Genomic DNA, 25709 nt, shown 5'->3' with positions numbered 1-25709 from the left:
ACCGGCGGCCGTGGCCCGCCACCTGGTGCGCGACGCGGCCGTCGACGACCGGTCGCGGGCCACCCTGCGGCGGCTCTATCGGCATCCTGGTTCAGGGGCTCTGGTCGCCATGGAGTCGCGGGCGCGGTGCTTCCCCAAGGGGCTTGCCAGGTTCATCGGTCTGCGCGATCAGCGCTGTCGCACTCCCTACTGCGACGCCCCGATCCGCCACCACGACCACGCCCGGCCCCACCACCGCGGCGGTGCCACCAGCGCGGCGAACGGCCTCGGCATGTGCGAGCGCTGCAACTACGCGAAGGAGGCGCCCGGCTGGCGCGTCGCCGCGAGCGTGGACGAAATGGGCAGGCACACGGCCGAATTCACGACGCCCACCGGCGTGCGGTATCGCTCCGGCGCGCCGCCGCCGCCCGGGCGGCTCGACATATTCGTCGTCGAGCCCCGCGCCGCCTGACTGGCGGGTGCGCGGAGGCCACTACATGCAGGGGTATTGCCCGTTGAGCACGCAATTGCTCGGCGGCGAGTAGGTACCGACCAGCGCGCCCCTGAAACCGCCCGTGGCCGAACCACCCGGCGCGATCACGCGATTCCAGTTCGCGGGGGTGACAACGAAGTGCGTGCCGGACTGGGTGACCGTGCTGTTCCACGCGTGCAGGACGGATTGGCTCGCCGGCATGTCGAATTCCAGCTTCCAATCGCTCATCGGCGCCATGCTGGCGTTGGTGACGGCGAAGCGGGCGATGAACCCGGTCTGCCACGTATGTTCCACCGACAGCGTCGCCGAGGCCGCGGCCGCCTGCGCCGCGGGGGCGATGCCGAGTCCGAGGACGGCCACCAGCACTGCCGACACGGTCCCGTGAAGCGCCGTGCGCCAGCGCCTCACGCAACTGTCCAGTCCCGCCATAGCAGCAACACTAAGACCGAGCAGGCGATATCGGCCGCCGCATCGCGGGTAAGCTGCCGTACCTTTGCGCAACCGAAACCGTCGTGAAATTTTAGCTGCTACGTCCGCGCGCGGCGGCGCACACTAACCTGAACGCGTGAATCTGGACGTCAATCAGGCCTCCATCCGCGAGGTGTGCGACGCGGGCCTGCTCGCCGGCGCCTTGACGGTGGTGTGGCAGCGCGGACAAGTGCTGCAGGTCAACGAGATCGGCTACCGCGACATCGACGCGGGCCTACCGATGCGGCGGGACACGGTGTTCCGCATCGCGTCGATGACCAAGCCCGTCACGGTCGCGGCGGTGATGAGCCTGGTCGACGAGGGCAAGCTGGCGCTCAAGGACCCGGTCGTGCGCTGGGCGCCGGAACTGGCCGACGTGCGGGTGCTCGACGACCCGCTCGGTCCGCTGGATGCGACGCACCCGCTGGGCCGCGCCATCCTGATCGAGGACCTGCTCACGCACACCAGCGGCCTGGCCTACGGCTTCTCGGTGTCCGGACCGATCGCCAAGGCCTACGTGCGGCTGCCCTTCAACCAGGGCCCCGACGCCTGGCTGGCCGAGCTGGCCAAGCTGCCGCTGGTGCATCAGCCCGGCGACCGATTGACCTACAGCCATTCCATCGACCTCCTGGGCGTCATCGCCTCTCGCGTCGAGGGCAAGCCGTTCAACGAGGTCCTCGACGAACGGGTGCTGGGCCCGGTGGGCATGCCCGACACCGGGTTCTTCGTGTCCCCGGAGGGGCGCCGCCGCGCGGCGACCATGTACCGGCTCGACGGGCAGGGCCGGCTGCACCACGACGCGATGGGTCCGCCGCACATCAAGCCACCGTCCTTCTGCAACGCCGGCGGCGGGTTGTGGTCAACCGCCGATGACTACCTGCGATTCGTGCGGATGCTGCTGGGCGACGGGACGATCGACGGCGTGCGGGTGCTCTCCCCCGAATCCGCCCGCCTGATGCGCACCGACCGCCTCACCGACGAGCAGAAGCGGCACCACTTCCTGGGGGCGCCGTATTGGGTCGGCCGCGGCTTCGGGCTGAACCTGTCGGTGGTGACCGACCCGGCCAAGAGCGGGCCGCTGTTCGGGCCGGGTGGGCTCGGAACGTTCAGCTGGCCCGGCGCGTACGGCACCTGGTGGCAGGCCGACCCGAGCGCCGACCTGGTGCTGCTGTATCTGGTCCAGAACCTGCCCGATATGTCCGCGGACGTGGCCGCTGCCGTCGCGGGCAACACCTCGCTGGCGAAACTCCAATCGGCGCAACCGAAGTTCGTGCGGCGCACCTATCAGGCGCTCGGCCTCTAGCGCCATGGTCGCCTACCCGCCCGACCGGATGACCGGCCCGAAGCTGGTGCTGCGCCCCCCGGTGCTCGACGACGCGGGCGCGCTGTTTCAGCGGGTAGCCCGCGATCCCGAGGTCACCAAGTACCTGCTGTGGGCGCCCCATCCCGACGTGGCGGCGACGCGGCGGGTGATCACCGAAAAACTCAACGTCGGCGGCGACGAGCGGACCTGGGCCATCACGCTGCGCAACAGCGGCGAGGTCATCGGGCTGACCAGCTGCCGGCGCCCGGTGCCGCACGCGGTCGAGATCGGTTACTGCCTGGGCCGGCGGTGGTGGGGCAAGGGCTACATGTCCGAGGTGCTCGACCTGCTGCTCGCGGCGCTGCAGGCGGATCGGCAGGTGTATCGCGTGTGGGCGACGTGCAGCCCCGACAACGAGCGCTCGGCGCGGCTGCTGGAGCGCGCCGGTTTCGGGCTGGAGGGGCGGCTGGCCCGGCACGCCGTGTACCCCACCCTGGGGCCCGAGCCCCAGGACGCCCTCATGTACGCAAAGATCCTGCGCTGACGGGTGTGAACCATGTGGAGGGCCGAATCGTTCATTGAGTGCGAGTGCAGCTCGGTTGAACCGCAGGTTGAGTGACCGACCAGCGTTAGGAGCGCGGCGTCCTGGACGGCGCCTTCCGCTTATTGCGGGCGCTGCCGGAGACCGGACGAGACCATCAACACAGCGAGCTGGCGCGTATCACGGGGATTCCGCGGTCGTCGGTCCACCGGCTGATGACACAACTCGAGGCGGTCGGCGCGGTGGAGCGTCTCGCCGACGGGCGCTACGTGCCGGCGACGCCGCTGTCGGAAATCGACCGTCGCGCCGATCCGCACGCCGCACTTCGGACGACGGGCCTGGAGATGATGCACGCGCTGCGCGGACGTACCGGAGCGACGATCTCCCTCGTTGTCCCGGCCGCGCGCGGCTACACCGCGCTCGAAGTCGTGCCGGGGCGGGTGACCCTGCCCACACCGATCCATTCGGGCATCGCAATGCCGAGCGCGTCCGCGGCCGCCCCGGGTCTTCGACCCCAGCGCGGCACCGGAGCGGGCCAATCCGGTGGACGACTGGGCCAACGACGACGCCCGGGTGTATTCGGGGTTGACCTGTTATGCATCGGCAATTCGTGTCGCCGGGCATACCGAGGCCGCCCTGCAGATCTCGACACCGGTCGACAGCCCGTCCAGCCGGTTCGCGACCCTGATCCGCCGCGCGGCGCAGCGAGTGGCCGCACAACTGTCGGCATAACCGGCCCCTGAGGGCCGTGTCCGCTGAGCGGACAGCGACATGACGAAGGCTTTCGCCGCACCTGGCTTTGCGTTCATGACGACGAATCCCAGCGATTTCGACCGAAAGGTACAGTCCAACCAGCGTCGGCTGCGCGACGCGCTGCGCAGCGTATACGACTTCGTGGTGTGCGGCTCCGGGTCCTCCGGTTCGGTGGTCGCGCGCAGGCTTGCCGAAAACCCTTCCGTGCAGGTCCTTTTGGTCGAGGCCGGCGGCGCGGACGAGGGACCCGCGGTCGTGGACCCCACCGCATGGCCGACAAACATTGGGAACGAACGGGATTGGCGCTACACCGGTGAGCCCGACCCCAACCTCGGTGGCCGGCGGCTACAGATGGCCATGGGCAAGGTGCTCGCCGGCGGATCCAGTATCAACGCGATGGTGTGGTCGCGCGGGCACGCCCGCGACTGGGATCACTTCGCGGCGGAGTCCGGCGACAAGTCATGGGGCTACGAACCCGTGCTGGACATCTATCGACGCATCGAGGACTGGCACGGCGACCCCGATCCGGCGTTTCGCGGCGTCGGCGGCGAAGTGTTCGTCCAGCCCACTCCCGACCCTCATCCGGTCGCGCTGGCAATGCTGCAGGGGGCCAAAGCGATTGGCAGCCCGCACTACGAGAACGCCAACCGCCGCATGATGGAGTCCGATCGCGGGGTGGCGATCGGCGACCTACGGATCCGCGACGGCCGGCGACTGTCGGTATTCCGCAGCTACACCTACCCCTACATGGACCGACCGAACCTGACGGTGCTGCCCGAGGCGTTGGTGACGCGGGTCATCGTCGACGACCACCGGGCTCGGGCCGTCGAGATCGTCCACCGTGGACGGACCCGCACGATCTCGGCCGCCGCCGAAGTCGTGCTGTCGCTGGGCGCCATCAAGACCCCGAAGCTGCTCATGCTGTCCGGAATTGGCGATGGCGACGAACTTGGCGACGCCGGTGTCGAGGTCCGACACTAGCTACCGGGCGTGGGAAAAAACTTGCAGGACCACACCGCGTTCGACTGCGTCTGGGCGTACCCCGACGACACTCCGCCGCTGCGCAACAACCGCTCCGAAGCAGTGGTGTTCGAGCAGATCACCCCCGCGAGCGACACTCCGGACATCGTCATCTGGCAAGCGGAGGCGCCGCTGTCCACCCCGGAAAACGTTGCCCTATAAGGGCTTCCCGAGCACGGGTGGACAATGTTCTCGGCGATCGCGCATCCATACAGTCGCGGGCGCATCCAGCTGGCCAACGCCGATCCCATGGCGCCGGTGCGCATCCACACCAACGCGCCGGCGGAACGCGCCGACGTCGACGCCGCGCTGGCCTGCATCGCGCTGTCCCGCAAGATCGGCAACTCCGCAGAGTTGAGACCCTTCGTGAAGCGCGAAGTGATGCCCGGGCCGCTGTCGGGCGGGCCGTTGGAATCGTTCGCACGCAACGCGACGCGGACATTCTGGCATCGGTGCGGCACAGCCAAGATGGGTCGCGACGAGATGTCGGTGGTCGACGGCGACTTGAAGGTCCACGGGGTCGACAACCTGCGCGTCGCCGACGCCTCGATCATGCCGCGCATCACCACGGGCAACACCATGGCGCCCTGCGTGATCATCGGCGAGCGTGCCGCCCAACTGCTGGCGACCCCACACCAGATCTGACGGAACATGAACCGCTTCCGCTGTCGCGCTGCCCGCTTGTCGCAAGATCGCAGCACCCGGGTCGTCCTGCCGGGGGCGGGCCCCTGTCGCGCTATTGCGCCACCCGAACCAGGGCGTCGTCCTTGCGATCCGGATGGGCAGAATCCGAACGGTCGGCCGGAACCAGCGGGACCGCCGCCAGGGGGAACAGCGCGCACAGCGCCCAGGCCGCCGGGTAGTGGGCCGCCATGATCAGCGCGCCGAACAGCGGCGGGCCGGCGGCCGCCGCCAGGCGCTGGGTGGTGTTCTGCACACCCAGCGCCCGCCCGCTCCAATACGGGCCGGCCAATTCGGTGATCGCGGTCGCCTCCAGCCCGTTGTCGAGCACCGCAAGCACCGACACCGCGACCATGAGCAACACGTCGTAGCCCGAACCGGTGCCGTCGGCGACGGCGAGCAAGAACAGCGCCAGCGCCGCGACGATCGCGATGGTGCGGACCGGACGCATGCGCAAGCCGACGCGATCAGACCAGCGGCCGACCGCGATTCGGCCCGCGGCCCCGAGCAGTTGGGTGAGGGTGACCATGCCGCCCGCGGCCGCCACCGACCAGCCGTGGCGGTGCATCAGCCACACGAGCACGAAGGTGACGGTCACCGTCTGGGGCATCATCAGCAGGCCGGCCACCGCGTGGATTCTCCATAGCACGAACGAGCCCCGATACGGGCTGACCAAGTCCGCCTCGGCCACCGTCTTGCGGGGCTTGCGAGGCGGATCGACGATTCCGATCGCGCTGGCCGCCGCGGCCAGCGTGCACATCAGTGCGAGGAACATCAGCCCCCGGTGCGGGCCAGTTTCGGAGAGCTCGGGAATGATCAACGCGCCCAACGCGATCCCCAACGGTTGCGCCGTCTGGCGGATACCCATCGCCAGGCCGCGCTGCCGCGGGGGGAACCACGCCGACACCAGCCGCCCGCCGGCCGCGTTGCAACTGGCCGCCGCCATCCCGCCCATGAACAGAAACACGCCGACCATCAGCAGCGAATGGGCCGACGCCGCAGCGTAAGCCGCCGCCGCGGTGAGCGCCGAACCCACCGTCAGCACGAACCGCTCGCCCACGCGGTCGAGCACGTAGCCCCACAACACCAGCGTGACCACCATGCCTGAGCTGGGCATCGACGCCAGCAGGCCGGCTTCCGTCAGCGGAATGCCGCGGCGGCCCTGTAGCGAAGGGATAAGGAACGCAACGCCATTGATGAAAAGGAAAGAGCTTGCCGTCACCCCCAACGAGATCGCCATGATCGACCACCGCGCCCCCGCGCCGAGTTCGAACGCAATGCCCGTTTCCTTCGACATCCATCCATGGTGACACCTCGACAGCGGTGCAACTTATTGAATCCTCAGGTATTTGCGAAGCGGAAATCAGATCGGATCATCAGCGTGACCTCGCGCGGCCCGCGGAATACGTTGAGCGCGAGGGGCTCTCGGATCGGCAGTTGGTCCACGCGGTTCACAGCCGAAACTTAGCGGGTTCCTACAACCGGTCTCAGCGATTTCTCAGCGGGGCTGCCGTAGACATGGGCAACACCGAGACCGGAAGATCGATGCCTGTGAATGACGTTGCGAAACACGCCTTGACCAAGGTCCCGGCGGTCACGCTGGGCTTTTGGGTGATCAAGATCCTGGCGACGACGCTGGGCGAGACGGGCGGCGACACCGTCACGATGACACTGAACTGGGGTTACCTGGCCGGCGTTGCGCTGTTCGGCGTCGCGCTGATCGCGCTGGTGGCCGCGCAGATCCTGGCACAGCGGTTCCACGCGCCCCTGTACTGGGCGACGATCGTGGCCTCCACGACGTTCGGCACCACGCTGGCCGACTTCGCCGACCGGCAGCTGGGGATCGGCTACACGGGCGGATCGCTGCTGCTGTTGGCGTGCCTGGTGGCCACCCTGGGCCTGTGGCGCTGGTCGGAGGGAACGGTATCGGTGAACACCGTTTCGACACCCAAGGTGGAGGCGTTCTACTGGGCGACGATCACGTTTTCCCAGACGCTGGGCACTGCGCTCGGCGACTGGCTCGCCGATACCCGCGGATTCGGCTACGAGCGGGGCGCGCTGGTGTTCACCGCGGCCCTCGCCGCCGTCGTCGCCCTGTACTACTGGACCTCGGTGTCACGGGTCACCCTGTTTTGGGTCGCGTTCATCCTGACCCGCCCGCTGGGCGCGACGGTGGGCGACCTCCTGGACAAGCCCGTCGCCGACGGCGGCCTGGCCCTGAGCCGCCCGCTGGCCTCGGCGGTGATCGCGGCGATCATCGTCGCGCTGCTCATCGTCCTGCCGCAGCGACCGGGACGCCACCCGGGCCATGCGGAAGTCGCCCGCGACGTAGCGTGACGGCATGCGAGTCCTGATCGTCGAGGACGAGCCCCGATTGTCGGCGACGCTGTCCATGGGCCTGAAGGCCGAGGGTTTCGTCGTGGTGACCGCCGGCACGGGCGTGGAGGGCCTGCAGCGCGCGACGGAGGGCAGCTTCGACGTCGTGGTCCTCGACATCATGCTGCCCGGCCACAGCGGGTACGAGGTGCTGCGCCGAATGCGGGCGCGCGACGTGTGGACACCGGTACTGATGCTGACCGCCAAAGACGGCGAGTTCGACGAGACCGACGCGTTCGACCTCGGGGCGGATGACTATCTGACGAAACCGTTTTCGTTCCGGGTGCTGGTGGCGCGCCTGCGGGCGCTGGTGCGTCGCGGCGCCCCCGAGCGACCGGCGGTGCTGACGGCGGGAACGCTGATGCTCGATCCCGCCCGGCACACGGTCCAGCGCGGCTCGATCCAGATCGCGCTGACTCCCCGCGAGTACGGGGTGTTGGAGTTCCTGATGCGGAACAAGGACGTGGTAGTGACGAAGGCCGAGATCTTGCGCAACGTGTGGGACGCGTACCACGAGGGCCCGGACAACGTGGTCGAGGTGTATGTGGGATACGTGCGCCGCAAGATCGACGTTCCGTTCGGCACCAACACGATTGAGACGGTGCGCGGCGTCGGTTACCGGTTGGTGGGCTGAGGGAATTCCACGACCATCCTGGTCCCGCCGCCCGGCCGGTCGTCGATGGTGATCGTGCCGCCGTGCGCGGCGACGATCTCCGCGACGATCGCCAGGCCCAGGCCGGCCCCGCCGCCGCTGCGGGACCGGTCGGAATCCAGGCGCACGAAGCGTTCGAACACCCGGGTCCGTTCTGCCGGAGGGATCCCGGGGCCGTCGTCGCTGACGATCAGTGTGGCTCCGCCGTTCCGGCTGCCGACCTCGATGGCGATGCACGAGTTCGCATGGCGGACGGCGTTTTCCACGAGGTTGCGGATCATCCGGGACATGGCCGCCGGATCACCGGTCAGGCGCGCCGGACCGATGTCGGTGTGGACCGCGCGTGCCGTTTCGCGCCGCACGCGGGCGGCTTCCGCCTCGGCGAGGCCATCGAGGGCCATTTCCTCCTTGTGCCGCATCAGGTTTCGCTCATCCGCCCGCGCCAGGAGGAACAGGTCCTCGATGAGCGTGCGCATGCGGTGCGCCTCGGGAAGCAGGGTGTCGGTCGCCAGCTCCGCGTTGAGCAGCTCGGGGTGGGCCTCGCCGACCTCCAGCCCGGAGATGATGGTGGCGAGCGGGCTGCGCAGTTCGTGGGAGGCGTCGCCGAGGAACCGTTGCTGCGCGCGGTGGCCGGCTTCCAGGCGCGACAGCATCTCGTTCATGGTGACCGCCAGGGCGGCGATCTCGTCGCGGCTGCTGGGCACGGGCACCCGCTCGGCGAGATCGGACGTGGAGATCTCGGCGACCCGGCTGCGGATCACGTCCACCGACTTCAGCGAGCGACGGACCAGCCAGTAGCTCGCGCCCGCCGCCACCCCGACGACGATCGGCGCGCCACAGGCCAACAGCAACGCGACGGCCCGCGCGGTCTCCTCGACCGCCTCGCTGCCCCCTCCGACGATCACCGTGTAATCACCGTGCGGCGTCGCGACGCGCTGGCCGCTGACCCGCATGTCGTCACCCGCCACCGCGTCGTCGGGCAGGCCGCGGCGCAGCCGAAAGTCGAACGCGCTCAAGGGAACCAGCGGAGTTTTCGGCGCGGAGCCGGACCGCACCACCACCGTGCCGTCGGGGGCGATCACCTGGACCGCGACGATGCGCTCGCCGGTGGTCAGCAGCGGGCTGTCGATGTCGTCGACCGAATCGGACCGCAGCGCCGCCGCGAGGCTGCGAACCCGGCCCGCGGCGGCGTCGTCGACGCCCCCCAACAACGTCCGGTACAGCAGCGCGTCCAGCCCCGCGCCGGCAAGGGTCAGCGCCAACAGCACGACGATCGCGGACACCGCGGCCGAGCGAGCGGAGATGCCCAAGCTTCGCCGAAAGGGCCAAACGGCAGACCACCGCACACCCCGATTCTTGCAATGTCCTGTATCGGCTGAAAACACCGCAGGTCAACGGGCTTCTCAGCGGATTCTCAGCGACTCGCTCGTAGGCTGGCGACGCGATGAACGTCGAGGATTTGCGCCGGATGCTCGCCGGCCTTCCGGGCGAACTGCCCATCGCTGTCGAGGATTCCACGATGGGCTGGATGGAGAACGCCGCGCTCTATGTGGCGCCCGCGCACATTGACCGGCGTGTCTCCGGCAACTTTCTCTACGCGCGTCATCGAGACGGCGCCGACAACTGCCAGGCGCTGTTGATCAGCAGCCTTCATCAATCCGACGAGAGCGTCGTCGGCCTCACTTCCGAGCCCCCGGCGGTGATCGACGCCGACGATGCGAAGTCACCGTAAGGAGAGGCCATCATGGCTAACGTGTCGCACTTGACCACCGAGCTGCTGCTCGGCCTGGCGGTTGCCGTCGGCGCCGGTGTCGTGGGATCGGCGGCCGCGGGCGCGGACCCCAGCGTGTTCAGCACCCTCAGCTGCAGCTGCCAGCAGCCCGCCCCGACCGGCAGTCCGATTCGCAACGACGCGATCGCCCGGGGAATCCGGCAGGGCCTGTCGGACTGGCCGGGCGTGGCCGGGTAGCTCCTCAGCCGCGTTCGGTGACCGGCTGCGCGGCGTCGCCGTTGAGCGCCGAAGCGTCGGCCGGCAGCTCGAAGGCCGGGAACGCCGAACCCACCGCGGCCGTCGCCGCGTTGCGTTGGGCCTCCATGCGTGCCAGCGCCGCGTCGGTGAACACCGACAGGCCCAGGTCGGGGTTGTAGCCGTGGATTTCCTTGACGTCCAGCTGCGCGAGGAAGTAGACGATCTCCTTGGAGACGACCTGGCCCGGGACCAGCACCGGGAAGCCGGGCGGGTAGGGCACCACGAACGTGGTGGACACCAGGGTCCTGCCCTCGGCCAGCCGCCGGCCGGCCATGCCGATCAGGACGTGCTCGCGGTCCGACTCCTCGTATCCGGCGTAGAACGCCGAGCGCATGTCGCCGAACTTGCACGCGTCCACGGGCCGGAAGGCGACGTCGAATTCGCTGAAATCGGGGAGGTGCGGCAGGTCCTCGGTGATCTCCTCCACCCGGCGCTGCTGCAGGGCGCGGTCCTCCTTGCCGCCGACGCTCTCACTGCGCTCGAAGTCGGTCGCGATCCGCCGCAGCACGTCGAGCAGGTAATGCACGCTCGACCAAGTGACCCCGATGGTGAAGATCAGCAGCACGCTGTTGATGGAGGTCTTGTTGATCTGGATGCCGAAGCGTTCCATCAGGATCTTCTCGCGGAAGTCGTAGCCGTTCATGCCGGTCTTGCCGATGAACAGGGTGACCCGCGTCGCGTCGAGCACGAACTGGTCGGAGCGCCACGCCTCGTTCCACTCGGCCAGCGCGCCCTGCCTGACCTGACGGTACGAACTGACCGACGACGCCCGGAACTCGTCGGGCACCAGGTCGGACTCGTCGAGGATGCGGAACCACTTGCCGATCAGCCGGTCCTTGCGGACCCGGTGCCGGAACACCAGCGCCATGTTGTAGACGTTGCGGACCAGCTCGAAGCCCTCGATGTCGACCTGCCGGCGCGCCAGGTCCAGCGACGCCAGCAGCTGCTGGTTCGGCGACGTCGAGGTGTGGGTCAAAAACGCCTCGACGAACGAGTCGCGGGTGAGCGCCTTGAAGTCCTGGTCGCGGACGTGGACCATCGACGCCTGCCGGAACGCCGACAGGGACTTGTGCGTCGAGTGCGTGGCGTACACCCGCACCCGCGCCCGGGCGGGGTCGGGAAGCAGCCGGCGCTCCACCCACTCGGAGCGATCCACCCCCTCCATCCCGGCGGCCCAATCGCGATACTGGACAGCGTATTCCGGTGACGCCAGCATCTGTTCGAGGCGTTCCGCCGACACCATCGCGGTCCGCTGCCGCGCCCACGGCACCGCGGTGGCGAACGCGTACCACGCCTCGTCCCACAAGAAGCAGATGTCCGGCTTGATCGCCAGCACCTCCTCCATCACGCGGCGGGGGTTGTACACGACGCCGTCGAACGTGCAGTTGGTGAGCAGCAGCATCCGCACCCGATGCAGCTGACCGGCGGCCTCGAGGTCGAGCAACTCCTTCTTGATCGTGTGCAGCGACACGGCCCCGTAGATGGCGTACTCGGGCAGCGGGTAGGCGTCCAGGTACAGCGGGTAGGCCCCGGCGAGCACCAGGCCGTAGTGGTGCGACTTGTGGCAGTTCCGGTCGATCAGCACGATGTCGCCCGGACGAGTCAGGGCCTGCACGACGATCTTGTTGGCGGTCGAGGTGCCGTTGGTGACGAAGTAGGTGTGATTGGCGTTCCACGTCACGGCCGCCTTGTCCATCGCCGCCTTGATATTGCCGTGCGGGTCCAGCAGCGAGTCCAATCCCCCGGACGTGGTGGACGTCTCGGCCATGAAGATGTTGCGGCCGTAGAACTCCCCCATGTCCTGCAGGGTCTTGGAGTTGAAGATGCTGGCGCCGCGCGCGACGGGCAGCGCGTGGAATTGGCCGACCGGGGCCGCCGCATAGGCGCACAGGGCATCGAAAAACGGTGTGCCGAAACGGTTTCGCAGGCCCGCGAGGACGGTGCTGTTCAGGTCGGTGACGTCGTTGAGCCGGTAGAACGTGCGGTCGTAGACGTCGGGTTCGTCCTCGGTCTCTGCGGCGATCGATTCGTCGGTGAGCAAATAGAGGTCGATGTGGGGCCGCAGCTCCCTGATCCATTCGGCGCATTCGACCCAGTCCTGGGTGTCCCTCGCCACCACATCGTCGCCGGCCGGACCGAGCAGCGTGTTCATCAAGGGCACCCGGTCGCGGGACCGCAGCGGCAGGTCGTGGCGGATGATCGCGGCCTGAATCTCCCCGTTCAGCGCGACCGCGGTGATGGCGTCCTCGATGCTTCCCACCACGAGCAGCTCGTACTGCACGTCGTCGGACGGTCTGCGCAGCGCCCGCAGGCATTCGGCCAGGCTGTCGGGCGCGGTCGCCGGGGCGTCGTCGGCGAGCAGCACCGTGTAGAACTGCTGCTGCTTGGCCTGGGCGACCAGCTCCTGCTCCGCCAGGGGCGCGGAGGTATCGAAAAGCCCTGCGCGGTCGCCGTATTCGCTCAGCAGGCGCACGGCCAGCGACACCTCCTCGGCGAGCCGCACCGTCGACAGCGACTCGAGGTGGGCGCGGAACGTCGCCAGGTTCGCCGCACCCGGGTACAGCCAATACCGCTCGTAGGCCGCCAGCCGATTCATCAGCCGCTCCACCCGGCACACGTCGTGCGTCTTGTCCAGGCCGGCGAGGTCCACGTCGGCCAGGTGACGGCACGCGTCGTCGAGCAGGTTCCAGGTGTCGAGGCGCGTGTGCGACGGGTTGGCCACGGCTGCCAGCGCGGACACACGAAGCCGGCGTGGCCGGGCGCTGTCTTTGTTCATCTCGTCACCTTAGGCGCGTCAGTGCAGCTCGCAATTACCGCGAGACAAGACGAAGGCGTCGTTGTCCATCGAGCCGATGCCGCAGTCGGCGTGCGCGGTCCCGGCCGCTGGCAAGGCCATCACGGCGAGGATCAACGAGGCGGCGACGCCCGCGGCGGTTCTCTTCATACCCAGCAAACAGTGTGGCGCGCGCCCGCCCGGCGCGTGCGCATTTCGCCCAGGATCGAGCCCGGTCGGTCAGCGTTGCGGCTCGTCCTCGCCGTCGTCACCGTTCAGAGGCCGCCGAGTGGTCCGCGTGCCGTCCATCCACCGCAGCACCGGAAGCTCCCGGCTGCGCGCCGGCAGCTCGGTGACGTCGCTCAGCGACCGCACCACGGCCTGCGTCAGGCCCATGATGGCCGCCATCACCGGCAGCAGCGGCTGCAGCGGCCTGGTCGCCGAGCGGACGGTGCTGATGCGGCGGGCCACGATCAGGCGTTCGATCGAGTGGTAGAGCCAGGCGCCCACGCCCAGCGCGTAGATCGCCAGCGCCGAGGCGACGATGGTCCACCCGTACGCGGCGCACACGACGGCACCCAGCACCACCGTCGCGGCCAGGAAGGCGGCGACGGCGACGCGCAGCTCCAGCCGCGTCACGGTTCTTTCCGGACCGCCTTGGCGGCCGCCCGGATCTGCGGCGTCACCAGCATGACCTGACCCAGCACCCCGTTGACGAAGCCCGGCGAGTCGTCGGTGGACAGCTCCTTGGCCAGCTGCACGGCCTCGTCCACCGCGACCGGCTCCGGCACGTCGTCGGCGTAGAGCAGCTCCCACACCGCAACCCGCAGGATCGCCCGGTCCACCGCGGGCAGCCGGTCCAGCGTCCAGCCCTGCAGGTGCGAGCTGATCAGGTCGTCGATGTGGGCGGTGTGTTCGCTGACCCCGCGGGCGACCGCGGCCGTGTACGGGTACAGCGGCGCCACGTCCGGGTTGGCGCCGGCCAGCGCGGTGCGCACGTCGACGACCTCCGCCGGGCTCAACCCTCGGGCCTCGGCCTCGAACAGCAGGTCGACGGCGCGCTTGCGCGCCTGATGACGTCCCTTGGGAGGCCGGCTCACGCGTTGACGCGGCCCAGGTAGCTGCCGTCGCGCGTGTCCACCTTCAGCTTGTCCCCGGTGTTGATGAACAGCGGCACCTGGATCTCCGCGCCGGTCTCCACGGTGGCGGGCTTGGTGCCCGCGCTGGACCGGTCGCCCTGCAGGCCGGGCTCGGTGTGGGTGACCTCCAGCTCGACGGACACCGGCAGCTCGATGTAAAGCGGCGCCCCGTTGTGAAAGGCCACCTGCACCGGCAGGCTCTCCAGCAGGAACCGCGCGGCGTCGCCGACCAGGGACTCCGGCAGGTGGTGTTGCTCGTAGTCCTGGCTGTCCATGAACACGAAGTCCGAGCCGTCGCGGTACAGGTAGGTGGTGTCGCGGCGGTCGACCGTGGCCGTCTCGACCTTGACGCCCGCGTTGTACGTCTTGTCGACCACCTTCCCGGAGATGACGTTCTTCAGCTTGGTGCGCACGAAGGCCGGCCCCTTGCCGGGTTTGACGTGCTGGAACTCGACGATCTGCCATAGCTGGCCGTCGATCACCAGCACCAGGCCGTTCTTGAAGTCGGCAGTACTTGGCACGGTCGGTTTATCTCCTAGAGGATCGCCAGTTCGTGGGGAACTGAGGTTTACCGGTCCCTTTGACCATCGCGTCGTACCCGCGATGCGCGAGGTTGTGCGTCGAATGGTGCGAGAGCTACGGACACCCGGTAGAGATTACCCGCGCCCAGGTGCGGACCTACGCCGCCGAACTGATCCGCGACGGTGCGGAAGCGAACAAAGTGCGGTTGCGTCAGGCATCGCTGCGGGCGTTCGCCCGCTGGGGGGTCGCCGAAGACGGACCACCGCCGACCCGCTGCTCGGGCTCAAGCCCACTCACGTGTGTTGCGATAATTGACCCCGCGCGTGCTGCTGACCCCGTTTACCCAGTCAGAGCACACTGTTGTCTAGTCCAGAATGGCCAGTTCTTTGGGAAACCGGGTCAGTAGTTCCGGGGTCTCCCCGGCGGTGTGCGACGTCCCATCGGCAACCACCAGGGTGTCCTCGATCCGCACGCCGCCGCGGCCGGGCAGGTAGACGCCGGGCTCCACGGTGACCACCGACCCCGCCAGCAGCGTGCCGGTCGACGTGGCCCCGATGCCCGGCGCTTCGTGGATCTGCAGCCCCACGCCGTGCCCCAAGCCGTGGCCGAACTGCTCGCCGTAGCCGGCGTCGGCGATCAGCTGCCGCGCGGCGGCGTCCACCTCGCGCAGGTCGGCCCCCGGCTTCAGCGCCTCCCGGCCGGCCCGCTGCGCCTCGGCGACCAGCCGGTAGATCTCCAGCTGCCAGGCCGCGGCCTTACCGAGGACGAAGGTGCGGGTCATGTCGGAGTGGTAGCCGGCGACCAGCGCGCCGAAGTCGATCTTGACGAAGTCGCCGTCGGCCAGCACCGCGTCGGTCGGGCGGTGGTGCGGGATGGCCGAATTCGGCCCCGCGGCCACGATGGTCTCGAACGAGATCGCGTCCGCGCCGTGGTCGAGCATCAGCGATTCCAGCTCGCGGCCCACCTCGCGTTCGGTCCGCCCGGGGCGCAGGCCGCCGCGCGCCACCAGATCGGCCAGCGCGGCGTCGGCAGCCTCGCAGGCCAGGCGGAGCAGCGCGACCTCCCCGGCGTCCTTGACCTCGCGCAGCGCCTCGACGGCCCCGGCGGCCCGCACCAGCTCGGTGGCCGCCTTGTGCTCCTCGATCTCGCCGGTCAGCGCGTCGAAGCCGTCGACGGTGACGACGTTGCTCTCGAAGCCCAGCTTGCCGACGCCGGCGTCGGCGGCCCGGCCCGCCAGGTAACGCCCGACGGCCCGCTCGATGGCGACCTCCAGGTCGGGCGCCTGCGCCGCCGCCTGCGTGCGGTACCGGCCGTCGGTGGCCAGCACGGGGCCCCGGTCGTCGGCGAAAACCAGCAACGCGCCGTTCGAACCGGTGAATCCCGACAGGTAGCGCACGTTGATCAGGTCCGTGACCAGCATCGCGTCCAGCCCGCTGGCTCCGATTCGCGCTTTCAGATTGTCTCGACGCTGGGAATGTGTCACGACCCTTGACGGTACTCGCTACGCTTTTCCTTCATGAGGAACTGGATGCTGCGCGGATTGGTGTTCGCCGCGGCCATGGTGGTACTTCGATTGCTCCAAGGTGCGCTCATCAACGCGTGGCAGACGCAGGCCGGTCTGATCAGCATCGTGCTGCTGATCTTGTTCGTGATCGGCGTGGCCATCTGGGGGGTGCTCGACGGCCGGGCCGACGCCACTGCCCAGCCGGATCCGGATCGCCGCCAGGACCTGGCGATGACCTGGCTGCTGGCCGGCCTGCTCGCGGGCATCGTCAGCGGCGCGGTCTCCTGGCTGATCGCGCTGTTCTACCAAGGCCTGTACACCGGGGGCCTGATCAACGAGGTGACGACGTTCGCCGCGTTCACCGCGCTGCTCGTCTTCGTGCCCGGGATCATCGGTGTGGCCGTGGGTCGCTGGCGGATCGACCGCAACCCGCCGCCGCGCCCCCAGGGCGCGGACGAGGAGCGGGCCGACACCGACGTCTTCTCGGCCGTTCGCGGCGATGAGGCACCCACCGGCGAGATACCCGCGCAGACGGCCGCCGGGGCCCAGGCCGAGGAGCGCACCGGGTCGATCGCGACCGCCGAGCGCGAGGCGCCCACCGAAACGATCCCGACGGCAAGCGACGACGACGCCAAGACCGAGGTGATCCGCACGGACGACGCCAAGCACGCCAAGCCGGGCGAGGAGCCGGAGAAGGGTTAGCCCCCGGCCAGGTAGCGCAGGGCGAGCAGATAGCCCTGGATGCCGAGCCCGACGATCACGCCGGTCGCGACCGGGCTGATGTAGGAGTGGCGCCGAAACTCCTCGCGCGCATGCACATTGGAGATGTGCACCTCGATCAGGGGCGCGCTCAGCTCGGCACACGCGTCGCGCAGCGCCACCGACGTGTGGGTGAGGCCGCCGGCGTTGAGGATCACCGGTTCGCCGGCATCGGCGGCCAGATGAATCCAGTCCAGTAGCTGGGCTTCGTTATCGCTTTGCCGCACAACGGCTTTGAGCCCGAGGGTCTCGGCTTCGCGCTCGATCAGCGCGACCAGCTGCTCGTGCGTCGTGTCCCCGTACACGTCGGGGTCGCGCCGGCCCAGCCGCCCCAGGTTCGGGCCGTTGATCACGTGCACCGTCTTACTCATGAGCCAGCCCCGCGTAGGCCGCCGCCAGCAGCGACGGGTCCGGCCCCGTCAGCCGGCCCGGCTTCCCGAGCCCGTCGAGGACGACGAACCGCAGCACGCCGGCCCGGGTCTTCTTGTCGCCGGCCATGTATTCCAGCAACTGAGGCAGCGCGTCGGCGTCGTAGCTGACCGGCAGGCCCAGCGAGGTGAGGATGGTGCGATGGCGCCGCGCGGTGTCGTCGTCGAGCCGGCCGGCGAGCCTGGCCAGCTCCGCGGCGAACACCAGTCCCACCGACACCGCGGCGCCGTGCCGCCACCGGTAGCGCTCCCGGCGCTCGATGGCGTGCCCCAAAGTGTGGCCGTAGTTGAGGATTTCGCGCAGCTCGGACTCCTTCTCGTCGGCGGCCACCACCTCGGCCTTGACCGCGATCGCGCGCCGGATCAGCTCCGGCAGCACCTCGCCCTGCGGGTCCAGGGCGGCCTGCGGGTCGGCCTCGATGAGGTCCAGGATCACCGGGTCGGCGATGAAGCCCGCCTTGACCACCTCGGCCATGCCGGCGACGAGTTCGTTGCGCGGCAACGTTTTCAGCGTCGCCAGGTCGACGAGCACGGCCAGCGGTTGATGGAACGCCCCGACCAGGTTCTTGCCCGCATCGGTGTTGATGCCGGTCTTGCCGCCGACGGCCGCGTCGACCATGCCGAGCAGCGTGGTGGGCACGTGGACGATGTCGACGCCGCGCAGCCAAGTCGCCGCCGCGAAACCGGCGACGTCGGTGGCCGCGCCGCCGCCGAGGCTGACCAGGGCGTCCTTGCGGCCGATTCCGATGCGCCCCAGCACTTCCCAGATGAACCCCACCACGGGCAGGTCCTTGCCGGCCTCGGCGTCCGGGATCTCGATGCGGTGCGCGTCGATCCCGTTATCCGCCAACCGGGTTCGGATGGCCTCGGCGGCCTCGGCCAGCACCGGCTGATGCAGGATCGCGACGCGGTGCCGGCCGGCCAGGATTGCTTCCAGCTCGCCCGTCAGCCCGGTGCCGATGACCACCGGGTAAGGCTCGTCGACGGCCACGTACACGGTGACCGGCCCGCCGTTGTCGGTCACCTGGCGGCCTCNGCGCCGCGCGGGCCAGCACCAGCGCCACCATGGTCTCGACGACGACCGCCGCGGCCGGCACCGCGCACACGTCCGAGCGCTGATGGATGGCGACGGCCTCGTCGCCGGTCGCCATGTCGACGGTGGCCAGCGCCCGCGGGACGGTGGAGATGGGCTTCATCGCGGCCCGCACCCGCAGCGGCTGCCCATTGGTCATGCCGCCTTCCAGCCCGCCCGCCCGGTTGGTGGAACGGACCACGCCGTCGGGCCCCGGGTACATCTCGTCGTGCGCGCGGCTGCCGCGGCGGCGCGCGGTCTCGAAACCGTCGCCGATCTCGACGCCCTTGATCGCCTGGATGCCCATGACGGCGGCGGCCAGCTGACTGTCGAGGCGGTTGTCGCCGCTGGTGAACGAGCCCAGCCCCACCGGCAGGCCCAGCGCCACCACCTCGACCACGCCGCCGAGGGTGTCGCCGTCCTTTTTCGCCGCCTCGATCTCGGCGATCATGGCCGCTTCGGCGGCCTTGTCGAACGCGCGAACCGGGCTGTCGTCGATGGCGGGCAGGTCCGCAGGTGCAGGCGGCGGGCCTTCGTAGGGCGCCGACGGGCCGATCGAGACGACGTGCGAGAGCACCTCGACGCCCAGCGCCTGGCGCAGGAACGACCGCGCGATGGTTCCGGCCGCGACGCGGGCGGCCGTCTCCCGGGCGCTGGCCCGCTCCAGCACCGGCCGGGCGTCGTCGAAGCCGTACTTGAGCATCCCCGCGTAGTCGGCGTGGCCGGGCCGCGGCCGGGTCAGCGGTTCGTTGCGGGCGCTGTTTTCCAGTTCGGCCGGGTCGACGGGGTCGGTGGCCATCACGGTTTCCCACTTCGGCCACTCGGTGTTGCCGATCTCGACGGCGATGGGGCCGCCCAGCGTGACGCCGTGGCGTATCCCGGACAGGATGGTCACCGCGTCGCGCTCGAACTTCATCCGCGCGCCGCGGCCGTAGCCGAGGCGGCGCCGGGCCAGCTGGTCGGCGATTTCGGTGGAGGTGACCTGCACCCCGGCGACCATGCCGTCGACCAAGGCCACCAGCGCGCGGCCATGGGNCGGCGGCGGCCACCGCGGCGGCCAGCGGCGTGGGCCACGGGTCGTAGACGGCGTCCAGCAGCACCGGGATGGGGGCCAGCGTGGCGGCATACCGCGCGGCCACGTCGGCGGGAATGGTGCTGACCAGCACCTCCGCGGCCGCCACCTCGTCGGCGAGCTCGTCGCTGTCCAGGCCGCAAAACCGGGTCTCGACGCCGATCCGGTCGCCGAGATCCACCAGCCGGGCGGCCTTGTCCGGATCCCGCGCCACCACCGTGACCCCGGTGACGCCGAGCCCGGCCAGACCCATGATTGCCGCCGGCGCGGTGCCGCCCGATCCACAGACCAGCGCCCATCCAGAAGCCGACCCCACCGCGCCAGAGACCCCGTCGACGTCGGTGTTGTCGGCCCGCCAGCCGGTCGGCGTGCGGACCAGGGTGTTGGCCGAGCCGACGAGCTCCGCGCGCTCGGTGCGCTCGTCGGCGCACCGCAGGGCGGCGAATTTGCCCGGCATGGTCACCGACACCCCGACCCATTCCGGCCCGAATCCGCCGACCACGCCCGGCAACTCCTCGGCGCCGCATTCGATGCGCTGATACGTCCAGTCGTGCAGCCCGAGCGCCCGGTACGCGGCCAGGTGCAGCTGTGGGGACTTCGAATGCGCGATGGGGCGCCCGAGTACCCCCGCCTTCCTAGCGGGCTGAGTCGAGGACACCGTTGCGCTTAGCCAGCTCGATATTGGCCAAATGCTGCTGATAATCCTTCGTGAACAGCGTCGTGCCCTGGGCATCGATGGTGACGAAGTACAGCCAGTCCCCCGGCTCCGGATGCTCGGCCGCGCGCAGCGCGTCGACGCCGGGCGAGCAGATCGCGGTGGCGGGCAGGCCCTGGGACACGTAGGTGTTCCACGGGGTCCGCTGGCCGCGGTCGGCGTCGGTGGTGGCGACCTCGCGGCGGTCCAGCGGATAGTTCACGGTCGAGTCGAACTCCAGGGTGTGGTGGGTGTGCAGCCGGTTGTAGATGACCTGCGCAACCTTCGGGAAGTCCTGCGTATTGGATTCCTGCTGCACCAGCGACGCGACCACCAGGATGTCGTAGGGCGACAAGCCCATGGCCTGCGCGGAATCCACCAAACCCGACTTCGCGTACTCGACGGCGCCCGCGCTGATCAGGCTCGTCAGGATGCTCTCGGCCGACGCCGAGGGATCGACGTTGAAGGTCCCCGGCGCGATCAGGCCCTCGATCCGGCGATGGTCTTTGCCCAGCTCGGTGACCGGCTCGACCGCCCACGGCGGCACCGCCAGGCTCGTCGGCGCGCTGTCGGAGGCCGCCACGCGCAGGTCGTCCACCGACACGCAGCGCTTGTTGCCGTCGAGATCCACGCAGGTGGCGCGGGAGATCAACGAGAAGATGCCGGGGTTCACCACGTTGGTCTTCATGTCCGTGGTGTCGTCGAGCTGACGGCCCTCGGGGATGACGAGCCGCCCCACCCGGCTGTTCGGATCGGCCAGCCGCGCGACGGCGTTGGCCGCCGGGATTTCCGTGCGCATCCGGTAGAAGCCGGGCTGGATCGAGTTGATCGCGGCGTTGCCGTGCGCGGCGTTGACGAACGCGCGCACCGTGGCGACCACGCCCTGGGTGTGCAGCGTCTCCCCGACCATCGTCGTCGAGTCGCCGGNGCCGCGGCGGCCCGGGCGCCCGCCAGGCGGGCGCGTTCGAGTTCCTTCTCGGCGGCCTTGAGCCGGTCGACCAGGTTGGCCACCCGGGCCGGCACCTCGTCGGACGGCACCTTCAGCGACGACGCCAGCCCGGCCATCAGCGCGCGCTCCTTGGCCAGGTGCCGGAACGACTCCAGCCCGACGTAGGCCTCGACCCGGCGCACCCCGGAGCCGATCGACGACTCGCCCAGGATGGTCACCGGGCCGATCTGCGCCGAGTTGTGCACGTGCGTCCCGCCGCACAGCTCGAGGGAGAACGGGCCGCCGATCTCCACCACCCGCACCTCGTCGGGGTAGGCCTCGCCGAAGAGCGCCATCGCCCCCATCGCCTTGGCCTTTTCCAGCTTCTCGGTGAAGGTGTGCACCTCGAAGTCGGCCTGCACGGCCTCGTTGGTGACCTCTTCGATCTGGGTGCGCTGATCTTCGCTCAGCGGCCCCTGCCAGTTGAAGTCGAACCGCAGGTAGCCCGGCCGGTTCAGCGATCCGGCCTGAACCGCGTTGGGCCCCAGCACTTGTCGCAGCGCGGCGTGCACCATGTGGGTGCCCGAATGCCCCTGGGTGGCGCCCCGGCGCCAGCCGGGGTCCACGGCGGCGACGACGGCGTCGCCCTCCACGAATTCCCCGGACTCCACGTTGACCCGATGCACCCAAAGCGTTTTGGCGATCTTCTGCACGTCAGTGACGGCCGCGCGGGCGCTCTCGTTGGCGCCGGTCCCGCTGATGCTGCCCTCGTCGGCGATCTGGCCGCCCGATTCGGCGTACAGCGGGGTGCGGTCCAGCACCAGTTCGACCCGGGCCGCGCCGTCGGTGCCGTGCGCGACCACCGGCACCCGCTTGCCATCGACGAAGATCCCCAAAATCCTTGCCTCGGAAGTCAACTCGTCGAACCCGGTAAACTCGGTGGGCCCGGCGTCGACCAGCTCGCGGTAGGCGCTCAGGTCGGCGTGCGCGTGCTTGCGCGCGGCGGCGTCGGCCTTGGCACGCTGGCGCTGCTGCAGCATCAGCTCGTGAAAGCCGCTCTGGTCGACCTTCAAGCCGGCTTCGGAGGCCATCTCGAGGGTGAGCTCGATCGGGAATCCGTAGGTGTCGTGCAGGGTGAAGGCATCGGAGCCCGAGACCACCTTGGCGCCCGCTGATTTCGTCGCGCTGACCACCTCGTCGAACAACCGCGAACCCGACGCCAGCGTCCGGTTGAAGGCCGTCTCTTCGGCCACCGCGATCCGCCTGATCCGGTCGAAGTCGGTGACGAGTTCGGGATACGACGGGCCCATCGAGTCCCGCACGGTGGCCATCAGGTCGCCGACGATCGGCTCCTCGATGCCCAGCAGTTTGGCCGACCGGATCACCCGGCGCAGCAGCCGGCGCAGCACGTAGCCGCGCCCGTCGTTGCCGGGGCTGACGCCGTCGCCGATCAGGATCGCCGCGGTGCGGCTGTGGTCGGCGATGACGCGGTAGCGCACGTCGTCGTCGTGGTTTCCCTCGTCATAGCCGCGCGGCGCACGCGCCGCGACCAGATCGATGATCGGCCGCAGCAGGTCGGTTTCGTAGACGTTGTGCACGCCCTGCAGGACCAGCGCGATCCGCTCGACGCCCATGCCGGTGTCGATGTTCTTGCGCGGCAGCGGCCCGAGGATGGCGTAATCCTCCTTGCTGCTGCCCTCGCCGCGCTCGTTCTGCATGAACACCAGGTTCCAGACCTCGAGATAGCGGTCCTCGTTGGCAATGGGACCGCCCTCGGGGCCGAACTCGGGCCCGCGGTCGTAGTAGATCTCCGACGACGGCCCGCACGGTCCGGGAATGCCCATCGACCAGTAGTTGTCGGCCATGCCGCGGCGCTGGATCCGCTCGGCGGGCAATCCGGCGATCTCCTGCCAGAGCTCCACGGCCTCGTCGTCGTCGTGAAACACGGTGGCCCACAGCCGATTCGGGTCCAGGCCGTAGCCGCCGTCGGCGATGGGATCGGTCAGCAGCGACCAGGCCAGCTCGATCGCGCGGCGCTTGAAATAGTCGCCGAACGAGAAGTTGCCGGCCATTTGGAAGAAGGTGTTGTGCCGGGTGGTGATGCCCACCTCGTCGATGTCGGGGGTGCGGATGCACTTCTGGATGCTGGTGGCCGTCGCATACGGCGGGGTGCGCGCGCCCAGGAAGAACGGCACGAACTGAACCATGCCGGCGTTGACGAACAGCAGGTTGGGGTCGTCGAGAATCACCGACGCGCTCGGCACCTCGGTGTGGCCCGCCTTCACGAAATGATCGAGGAATCGCTTCCTGATCTCGTGTGTCTGCACTTCTGGTCCGCTTCTTCCTGTTGCTTCGACTTGCCTTGATCGGGGATTCCCAGCCTAGACAGCTAGCCCTCCAGGAAGCTCAACCGCACCGACCGCCGCGGGTTGTCCCGGTTGAGGTCGACCAGCACGATGCTTTGCCAGGTGCCCAGCTGGGGGTCGCCGCTGGCGACCGGCACCGTCACCGACGGCGCCACGATGGCCGGCAGCACATGGTCGGCCCCGTGGCCCGCCGAGCCGTGCGCGTGCCGGTAGCGGTCGTCGCGCGGCAACAGCCGTTCCAGCGTGTCGACCAGATCGTCGTCGGAGCCGGCGCCGGTCTCGATGATCGCGACCCCGGCCGTCGCGTGCGGGACGAACACGTTGCACAGGCCGTCGCCGTAGCTGAAGCAGAATCGCCGCACCGCGTCGGTCAGGTCGACGACGCGGCGGCGAGCGGTGTCCACCTCCAACACATCGGTATGCACCCGCTCCAGCCTACGGCGCCCACACCCGCGGCGCCCATTGCGGCGGATTACCCCCGAGGAGGAAAGTATCTGGTGGGACCGGTGGCGCCCACCGGGGCCCGGAGAGATACCAGCCCCGACACGGGAGGCTCGACCATGTACGCACGCTCTACCACCATCCAGGCCCAACCGCTTTCGGTCGACATCGGCATCGCGCACGTTCGCGGTGTGGTCATGCCCGCTTTGCAGGAGATGAACGGGTATGTCGGGTTGTCGTTGTTGGTGGACCGCCAGTCCGGCAGATGCATCGCCACCAGCGCCTGGCAGACGATGGAGGCTATGCGCGCCAGCGCCGAGCGGGTGGCGCCGGTACGGGATCGCGCCGCGCTGATGTTTGACGGCAGCGCCAAGGTCGAAGAGTGGGACATCACTTTGCTGCACCGCGACCACCACTCGGCCGACGGGGCGTGCGTGCGGGCGACCTGGCTCAAGGTGGTGCCGGACCAGCTGAGCCGTTCGCTGGACTTCTACCGGATGGCGGTGCTCCCGGAGATGGAGAAGCTCGACGGGTTCTGCAGCGCCAGCCTGATGGTCGATCACCCCGCGTGCCGCCGGGCGGTGTCCTGCTCGACGTTCGACAGCATGGACGCGATGGCCCGCAACCGCGACCGCGCCACCGAGTTGCGCAGCAGGCGCGTCCGCGACCTGGGTGCCGAGGTGGTGGACGTGGCCGAGTTCGAGCTGGCGATCGCCCACCTGCGGGTGCCCGAGCTGGTCTAGGTCTTACGGCAGCGCGTCCCCCGGGAACCCGCGGCAGGGGTGCACCTGGTAGGTGAAGACCCCCGCCGCGACCCCCGGGTCGTCGTCCATCAGGGCGGCGGTCTCCTCGACCGTCGCGGCGAAAACCCCGATGCCGCACACGTCGGACTCATCGGTGACCGGCAGCACCACCGCCAGCACCCCGTCGTCGCGCAGGCCGAAGTTGCGCCGGCCGTGCTCCCAGATGAGCCCCGGTGACGACTCGTCGCCGAACCTCGGGCCGCGCTGGAGGATCACGACGCTGTAGGGCTTGGCGGTCGGCAGCAGCCGGCCCATCTCCTCGTCGGTAAACGTCTTCATCAGGACCGTCCCCTCTTGCGGATGATCGCGCGCAGCCGGTCCAGCCGGCCGGCCAGCTCGCGTTCGCCGCCGCGGCCGGTGGGCCGATAGTAGTCCACGCCCACCAGTTCGTCCGGCGGATATTGTTGCGCCACAACGCCGTCGGGATCGTCGTGGGAGTACCTGTAGCCCTGGGCGTTGCCCAGCCCCGCGGCACCGGAGTAGTGCCCGTCGCGCAGGTGGGGCGGCACCAGCCCGGCCTTGCCCGCCCTGATGTCGTCCATCGCCGCCGCCAGCGCTGCGGTGACCGCGTTCGACTTCGGCGCGGTGGCCAGGTGGATGGTGGCGTGCGCCAGCGTCAGCTGGGCCTCGGGCATGCCGATCAGCTGCACGGTCTGGGCGGCGGCGACCGCGGTCGGCAGCGCGGTCGGGTCGGCCAGGCCGACGTCCTCGCTGGCCAGGATCATCAGCCGGCGCGCGACGAACCGCGGATCCTCCCCGGCGATGAGCATGCGGGCCAGATAGTGCAGCGCGGCGTCGACGTCGGAGCCGCGCACCGACTTGATGAAGGCGCTGACGACGTCGTAGTGCTGGTCGCCGTCGCGGTCGTAACGCACCGCGGCCTTGTCCAGGGACTGCTCGACGGTCTCGACGC

General features: G+C 69.5%; 25 protein-coding genes and 5 pseudogenes. 12 read left to right on the top strand and 18 right to left on the bottom strand.

From position 1 onward, the window contains the following. A partial coding sequence (locus BN4348_RS36745) for an HNH endonuclease (protein WP_142308787.1) occupies positions 1-451 on the top strand: 451 nt, incomplete at its 5' end. Positions 452-472: 21 nt separating this feature from the next. Here BN4348_RS36745 and BN4348_RS36740 read toward each other — a convergent pair. Next, on the bottom strand, positions 473-901 hold the full coding sequence (locus BN4348_RS36740) for a cellulose-binding domain-containing protein (RefSeq protein WP_066910441.1): 429 nt from the start codon (positions 899-901) through the stop codon (positions 473-475). A gap of 136 nt (positions 902-1037) precedes the next feature. Here BN4348_RS36740 and BN4348_RS36735 point away from each other — a divergent pair, with 136 nt between their 5' ends. The 5 genes and pseudogenes from BN4348_RS36735 to BN4348_RS36720 all read left to right on the top strand — a co-directional run bounded on the left by BN4348_RS36735 (position 1038) and on the right by BN4348_RS36720 (position 5202). Further along, positions 1038-2243 (top strand): serine hydrolase domain-containing protein, encoded by a 1206-nt coding sequence (locus tag BN4348_RS36735; RefSeq protein WP_066910439.1) that lies wholly within the window; start codon positions 1038-1040, stop codon positions 2241-2243. 4 nt (positions 2244-2247) lie between these two features. Continuing rightward, positions 2248-2787: a GNAT family N-acetyltransferase gene (locus BN4348_RS36730; protein ID WP_066910436.1), complete on the top strand. Its 540-nt coding sequence runs from the start codon at positions 2248-2250 to the stop codon at positions 2785-2787. A 101-nt stretch (positions 2788-2888) separates the two neighbouring features. Then, positions 2889-3023 (top strand): annotated as a pseudogene (locus BN4348_RS62730) (helix-turn-helix domain-containing protein); the annotation flags it as partial. Between the two features lie 304 nt (positions 3024-3327). Further along, complete coding sequence (locus BN4348_RS61185) at positions 3328-3516, top strand: hypothetical protein (protein WP_066910433.1); 189 nt, start codon at positions 3328-3330, stop codon at positions 3514-3516. A 75-nt stretch (positions 3517-3591) separates the two neighbouring features. After that, positions 3592-5202 (top strand): annotated as a pseudogene (locus tag BN4348_RS36720) (GMC family oxidoreductase). A 91-nt stretch (positions 5203-5293) separates the two neighbouring features. Here BN4348_RS36720 and BN4348_RS36715 read toward each other — a convergent pair. Continuing rightward, a complete protein-coding gene (locus BN4348_RS36715; protein WP_084454021.1) occupies positions 5294-6535 on the bottom strand; it encodes an MFS transporter in 1242 nt (413 codons plus the stop codon). Between the two features lie 254 nt (positions 6536-6789). Here BN4348_RS36715 and BN4348_RS36710 point away from each other — a divergent pair, with 254 nt between their 5' ends. Beyond that, complete coding sequence (locus BN4348_RS36710; RefSeq protein ID WP_066910429.1) at positions 6790-7575, top strand: COG4705 family protein; 786 nt, start codon at positions 6790-6792, stop codon at positions 7573-7575. Between the two features lie 4 nt (positions 7576-7579). Continuing rightward, positions 7580-8248 (top strand): response regulator transcription factor, encoded by a 669-nt coding sequence (locus BN4348_RS36705; RefSeq protein WP_066910426.1) that lies wholly within the window; start codon positions 7580-7582, stop codon positions 8246-8248. Here BN4348_RS36705 and BN4348_RS36700 read toward each other — a convergent pair. Then, positions 8230-9651, bottom strand: a complete 1422-nt coding sequence (locus BN4348_RS36700) for a sensor histidine kinase (RefSeq protein WP_372514134.1) — start codon at positions 9649-9651, stop codon at positions 8230-8232. The two genes, BN4348_RS36705 and BN4348_RS36700, sit on opposite strands and share 19 nt — an antisense overlap. 59 nt (positions 9652-9710) lie before the next feature. Between BN4348_RS36700 and BN4348_RS36695 the strand changes: the two genes are divergently transcribed. Both BN4348_RS36695 and BN4348_RS36690 read left to right on the top strand, forming a co-directional pair. Further along, positions 9711-9998 carry a hypothetical protein gene (locus tag BN4348_RS36695; protein ID WP_066910421.1) on the top strand — a complete coding sequence of 96 codons (288 nt, stop codon included), beginning with the start codon at positions 9711-9713 and terminating at the stop codon, positions 9996-9998. Positions 9999-10010: 12 nt separating this feature from the next. After that, positions 10011-10235 (top strand): hypothetical protein, encoded by a 225-nt coding sequence (locus tag BN4348_RS36690; RefSeq protein WP_066910416.1) that lies wholly within the window; start codon positions 10011-10013, stop codon positions 10233-10235. Between the two features lie 4 nt (positions 10236-10239). Here BN4348_RS36690 and BN4348_RS36685 read toward each other — a convergent pair whose 3' ends face one another. The 6 genes from BN4348_RS36685 to BN4348_RS36665 form a co-directional block, all read right to left on the bottom strand. After that, positions 10240-13071 carry an aminotransferase class I/II-fold pyridoxal phosphate-dependent enzyme gene (locus tag BN4348_RS36685; RefSeq protein ID WP_066910413.1) on the bottom strand — a complete coding sequence of 944 codons (2832 nt, stop codon included), beginning with the start codon at positions 13069-13071 and terminating at the stop codon, positions 10240-10242. 18 nt (positions 13072-13089) lie between these two features. Beyond that, positions 13090-13239, bottom strand: a complete 150-nt coding sequence (locus tag BN4348_RS59910) for a hypothetical protein (protein WP_160040328.1) — start codon at positions 13237-13239, stop codon at positions 13090-13092. A gap of 69 nt (positions 13240-13308) precedes the next feature. After that, the gene (locus BN4348_RS36680; protein ID WP_066910410.1) at positions 13309-13707 is read right to left on the bottom strand and encodes an antitermination protein NusB; all 399 of its coding nucleotides are present in this window, start codon (positions 13705-13707) and stop codon (positions 13309-13311) included. Beyond that, positions 13704-14168, bottom strand: coding sequence for a transcription antitermination factor NusB (gene nusB, locus BN4348_RS36675; RefSeq protein WP_066910409.1), 465 nt, complete (start codon positions 14166-14168; stop codon positions 13704-13706). The genes BN4348_RS36680 and nusB overlap by 4 nt, the downstream gene beginning before the upstream one ends. Continuing rightward, positions 14165-14728: an elongation factor P gene (gene efp, locus BN4348_RS36670; protein WP_066910408.1), complete on the bottom strand. Its 564-nt coding sequence runs from the start codon at positions 14726-14728 to the stop codon at positions 14165-14167. The genes nusB and efp overlap by 4 nt, the downstream gene beginning before the upstream one ends. A gap of 365 nt (positions 14729-15093) precedes the next feature. After that, a complete protein-coding gene (locus BN4348_RS36665) occupies positions 15094-16212 on the bottom strand; it encodes a M24 family metallopeptidase (protein ID WP_066910404.1) in 1119 nt (372 codons plus the stop codon). A 33-nt stretch (positions 16213-16245) separates the two neighbouring features. Between BN4348_RS36665 and BN4348_RS36660 the strand changes: the two genes are divergently transcribed. Beyond that, positions 16246-16935 carry a B-4DMT family transporter gene (locus BN4348_RS36660; RefSeq protein ID WP_066910401.1) on the top strand — a complete coding sequence of 230 codons (690 nt, stop codon included), beginning with the start codon at positions 16246-16248 and terminating at the stop codon, positions 16933-16935. Here BN4348_RS36660 and aroQ read toward each other — a convergent pair. From aroQ to BN4348_RS36625, 7 genes and pseudogenes are all read right to left on the bottom strand, one after another. Next, entirely contained in the window at positions 16932-17363 is a 432-nt protein-coding gene (aroQ, locus tag BN4348_RS36655) for a type II 3-dehydroquinate dehydratase (protein ID WP_066910398.1), read from the bottom strand. The two genes, BN4348_RS36660 and aroQ, sit on opposite strands and share 4 nt — an antisense overlap. Next, positions 17356-18345 (bottom strand): 3-dehydroquinate synthase, encoded by a 990-nt coding sequence (aroB, locus tag BN4348_RS36650; protein WP_407937920.1) that lies wholly within the window; start codon positions 18343-18345, stop codon positions 17356-17358. Before aroB ends, aroQ begins: the two co-directional genes overlap by 8 nt. Then, on the bottom strand, positions 18260-19492 hold the full coding sequence (aroC, locus tag BN4348_RS36645) for a chorismate synthase (RefSeq protein WP_407937919.1): 1233 nt from the start codon (positions 19490-19492) through the stop codon (positions 18260-18262). The genes aroB and aroC overlap by 86 nt, the downstream gene beginning before the upstream one ends. Before the next feature lie 37 nt (positions 19493-19529). Beyond that, a pseudogene (locus tag BN4348_RS36640) lies at positions 19530-20222 on the bottom strand (shikimate dehydrogenase); the annotation flags it as partial. After that, positions 20200-21185: pseudogene (locus BN4348_RS36635) on the bottom strand (endolytic transglycosylase MltG); the annotation flags it as partial. The pseudogenes BN4348_RS36635 and BN4348_RS36640, both read right to left, overlap by 23 nt. After that, positions 21180-23513, bottom strand: a pseudogene (gene alaS / locus BN4348_RS36630) (alanine--tRNA ligase); the annotation flags it as partial. The pseudogenes BN4348_RS36635 and alaS, both read right to left, overlap by 6 nt. 62 nt (positions 23514-23575) lie before the next feature. Continuing rightward, positions 23576-23965 carry a secondary thiamine-phosphate synthase enzyme YjbQ gene (locus BN4348_RS36625; RefSeq protein WP_096866117.1) on the bottom strand — a complete coding sequence of 130 codons (390 nt, stop codon included), beginning with the start codon at positions 23963-23965 and terminating at the stop codon, positions 23576-23578. A 147-nt stretch (positions 23966-24112) separates the two neighbouring features. On the opposite strand from BN4348_RS36625, the gene BN4348_RS36620 reads away from it, so the two are divergent. Next, the gene (locus BN4348_RS36620) at positions 24113-24736 is read left to right on the top strand and encodes a hypothetical protein (RefSeq protein WP_066910387.1); all 624 of its coding nucleotides are present in this window, start codon (positions 24113-24115) and stop codon (positions 24734-24736) included. A gap of 3 nt (positions 24737-24739) precedes the next feature. On the opposite strand, the gene BN4348_RS36615 is transcribed toward BN4348_RS36620, so the two are convergent. Beyond that, positions 24740-25075, bottom strand: a complete 336-nt coding sequence (locus BN4348_RS36615) for a YciI family protein (protein ID WP_066910383.1) — start codon at positions 25073-25075, stop codon at positions 24740-24742. Beyond that, positions 25075-25709 (bottom strand): AAA family ATPase (locus tag BN4348_RS36610; protein WP_456238195.1); only part of this gene is annotated, 635 nt, incomplete at its 5' end. The genes BN4348_RS36610 and BN4348_RS36615, both read right to left, overlap by 1 nt.

This window comes from Mycobacterium interjectum (genome assembly GCF_900078675.2).
Taxonomy (GTDB): Bacteria; Actinomycetota; Actinomycetes; order Mycobacteriales; family Mycobacteriaceae; genus Mycobacterium; species Mycobacterium interjectum.
This window is presented reverse-complemented; position numbering and strand designations above follow the sequence as displayed.

Coding starts and splice junctions, on each gene's coding strand:
- BN4348_RS36740 (WP_066910441.1), bottom strand. CDS start 901: ATGGCGGGACTGGACAGTTGCGTGAGGCGCTGGCGCACGGCGCTTCAC.
- BN4348_RS36730 (WP_066910436.1), top strand. CDS start 2,248: ATGGTCGCCTACCCGCCCGACCGGATGACCGGCCCGAAGCTGGTGCTG.
- BN4348_RS36715 (WP_084454021.1), bottom strand. CDS start 6,535: ATGTCGAAGGAAACGGGCATTGCGTTCGAACTCGGCGCGGGGGCGCGG.
- BN4348_RS36705 (WP_066910426.1), top strand. CDS start 7,580: ATGCGAGTCCTGATCGTCGAGGACGAGCCCCGATTGTCGGCGACGCTG.
- BN4348_RS36695 (WP_066910421.1), top strand. CDS start 9,711: ATGAACGTCGAGGATTTGCGCCGGATGCTCGCCGGCCTTCCGGGCGAA.
- BN4348_RS36690 (WP_066910416.1), top strand. CDS start 10,011: ATGGCTAACGTGTCGCACTTGACCACCGAGCTGCTGCTCGGCCTGGCG.
- BN4348_RS36685 (WP_066910413.1), bottom strand. CDS start 13,071: ATGAACAAAGACAGCGCCCGGCCACGCCGGCTTCGTGTGTCCGCGCTG.
- BN4348_RS59910 (WP_160040328.1), bottom strand. CDS start 13,239: ATGAAGAGAACCGCCGCGGGCGTCGCCGCCTCGTTGATCCTCGCCGTG.
- BN4348_RS36660 (WP_066910401.1), top strand. CDS start 16,246: ATGAGGAACTGGATGCTGCGCGGATTGGTGTTCGCCGCGGCCATGGTG.
- aroQ (WP_066910398.1), bottom strand. CDS start 17,363: ATGAGTAAGACGGTGCACGTGATCAACGGCCCGAACCTGGGGCGGCTG.
- BN4348_RS36620 (WP_066910387.1), top strand. CDS start 24,113: ATGTACGCACGCTCTACCACCATCCAGGCCCAACCGCTTTCGGTCGAC.
- BN4348_RS36615 (WP_066910383.1), bottom strand. CDS start 25,075: ATGAAGACGTTTACCGACGAGGAGATGGGCCGGCTGCTGCCGACCGCC.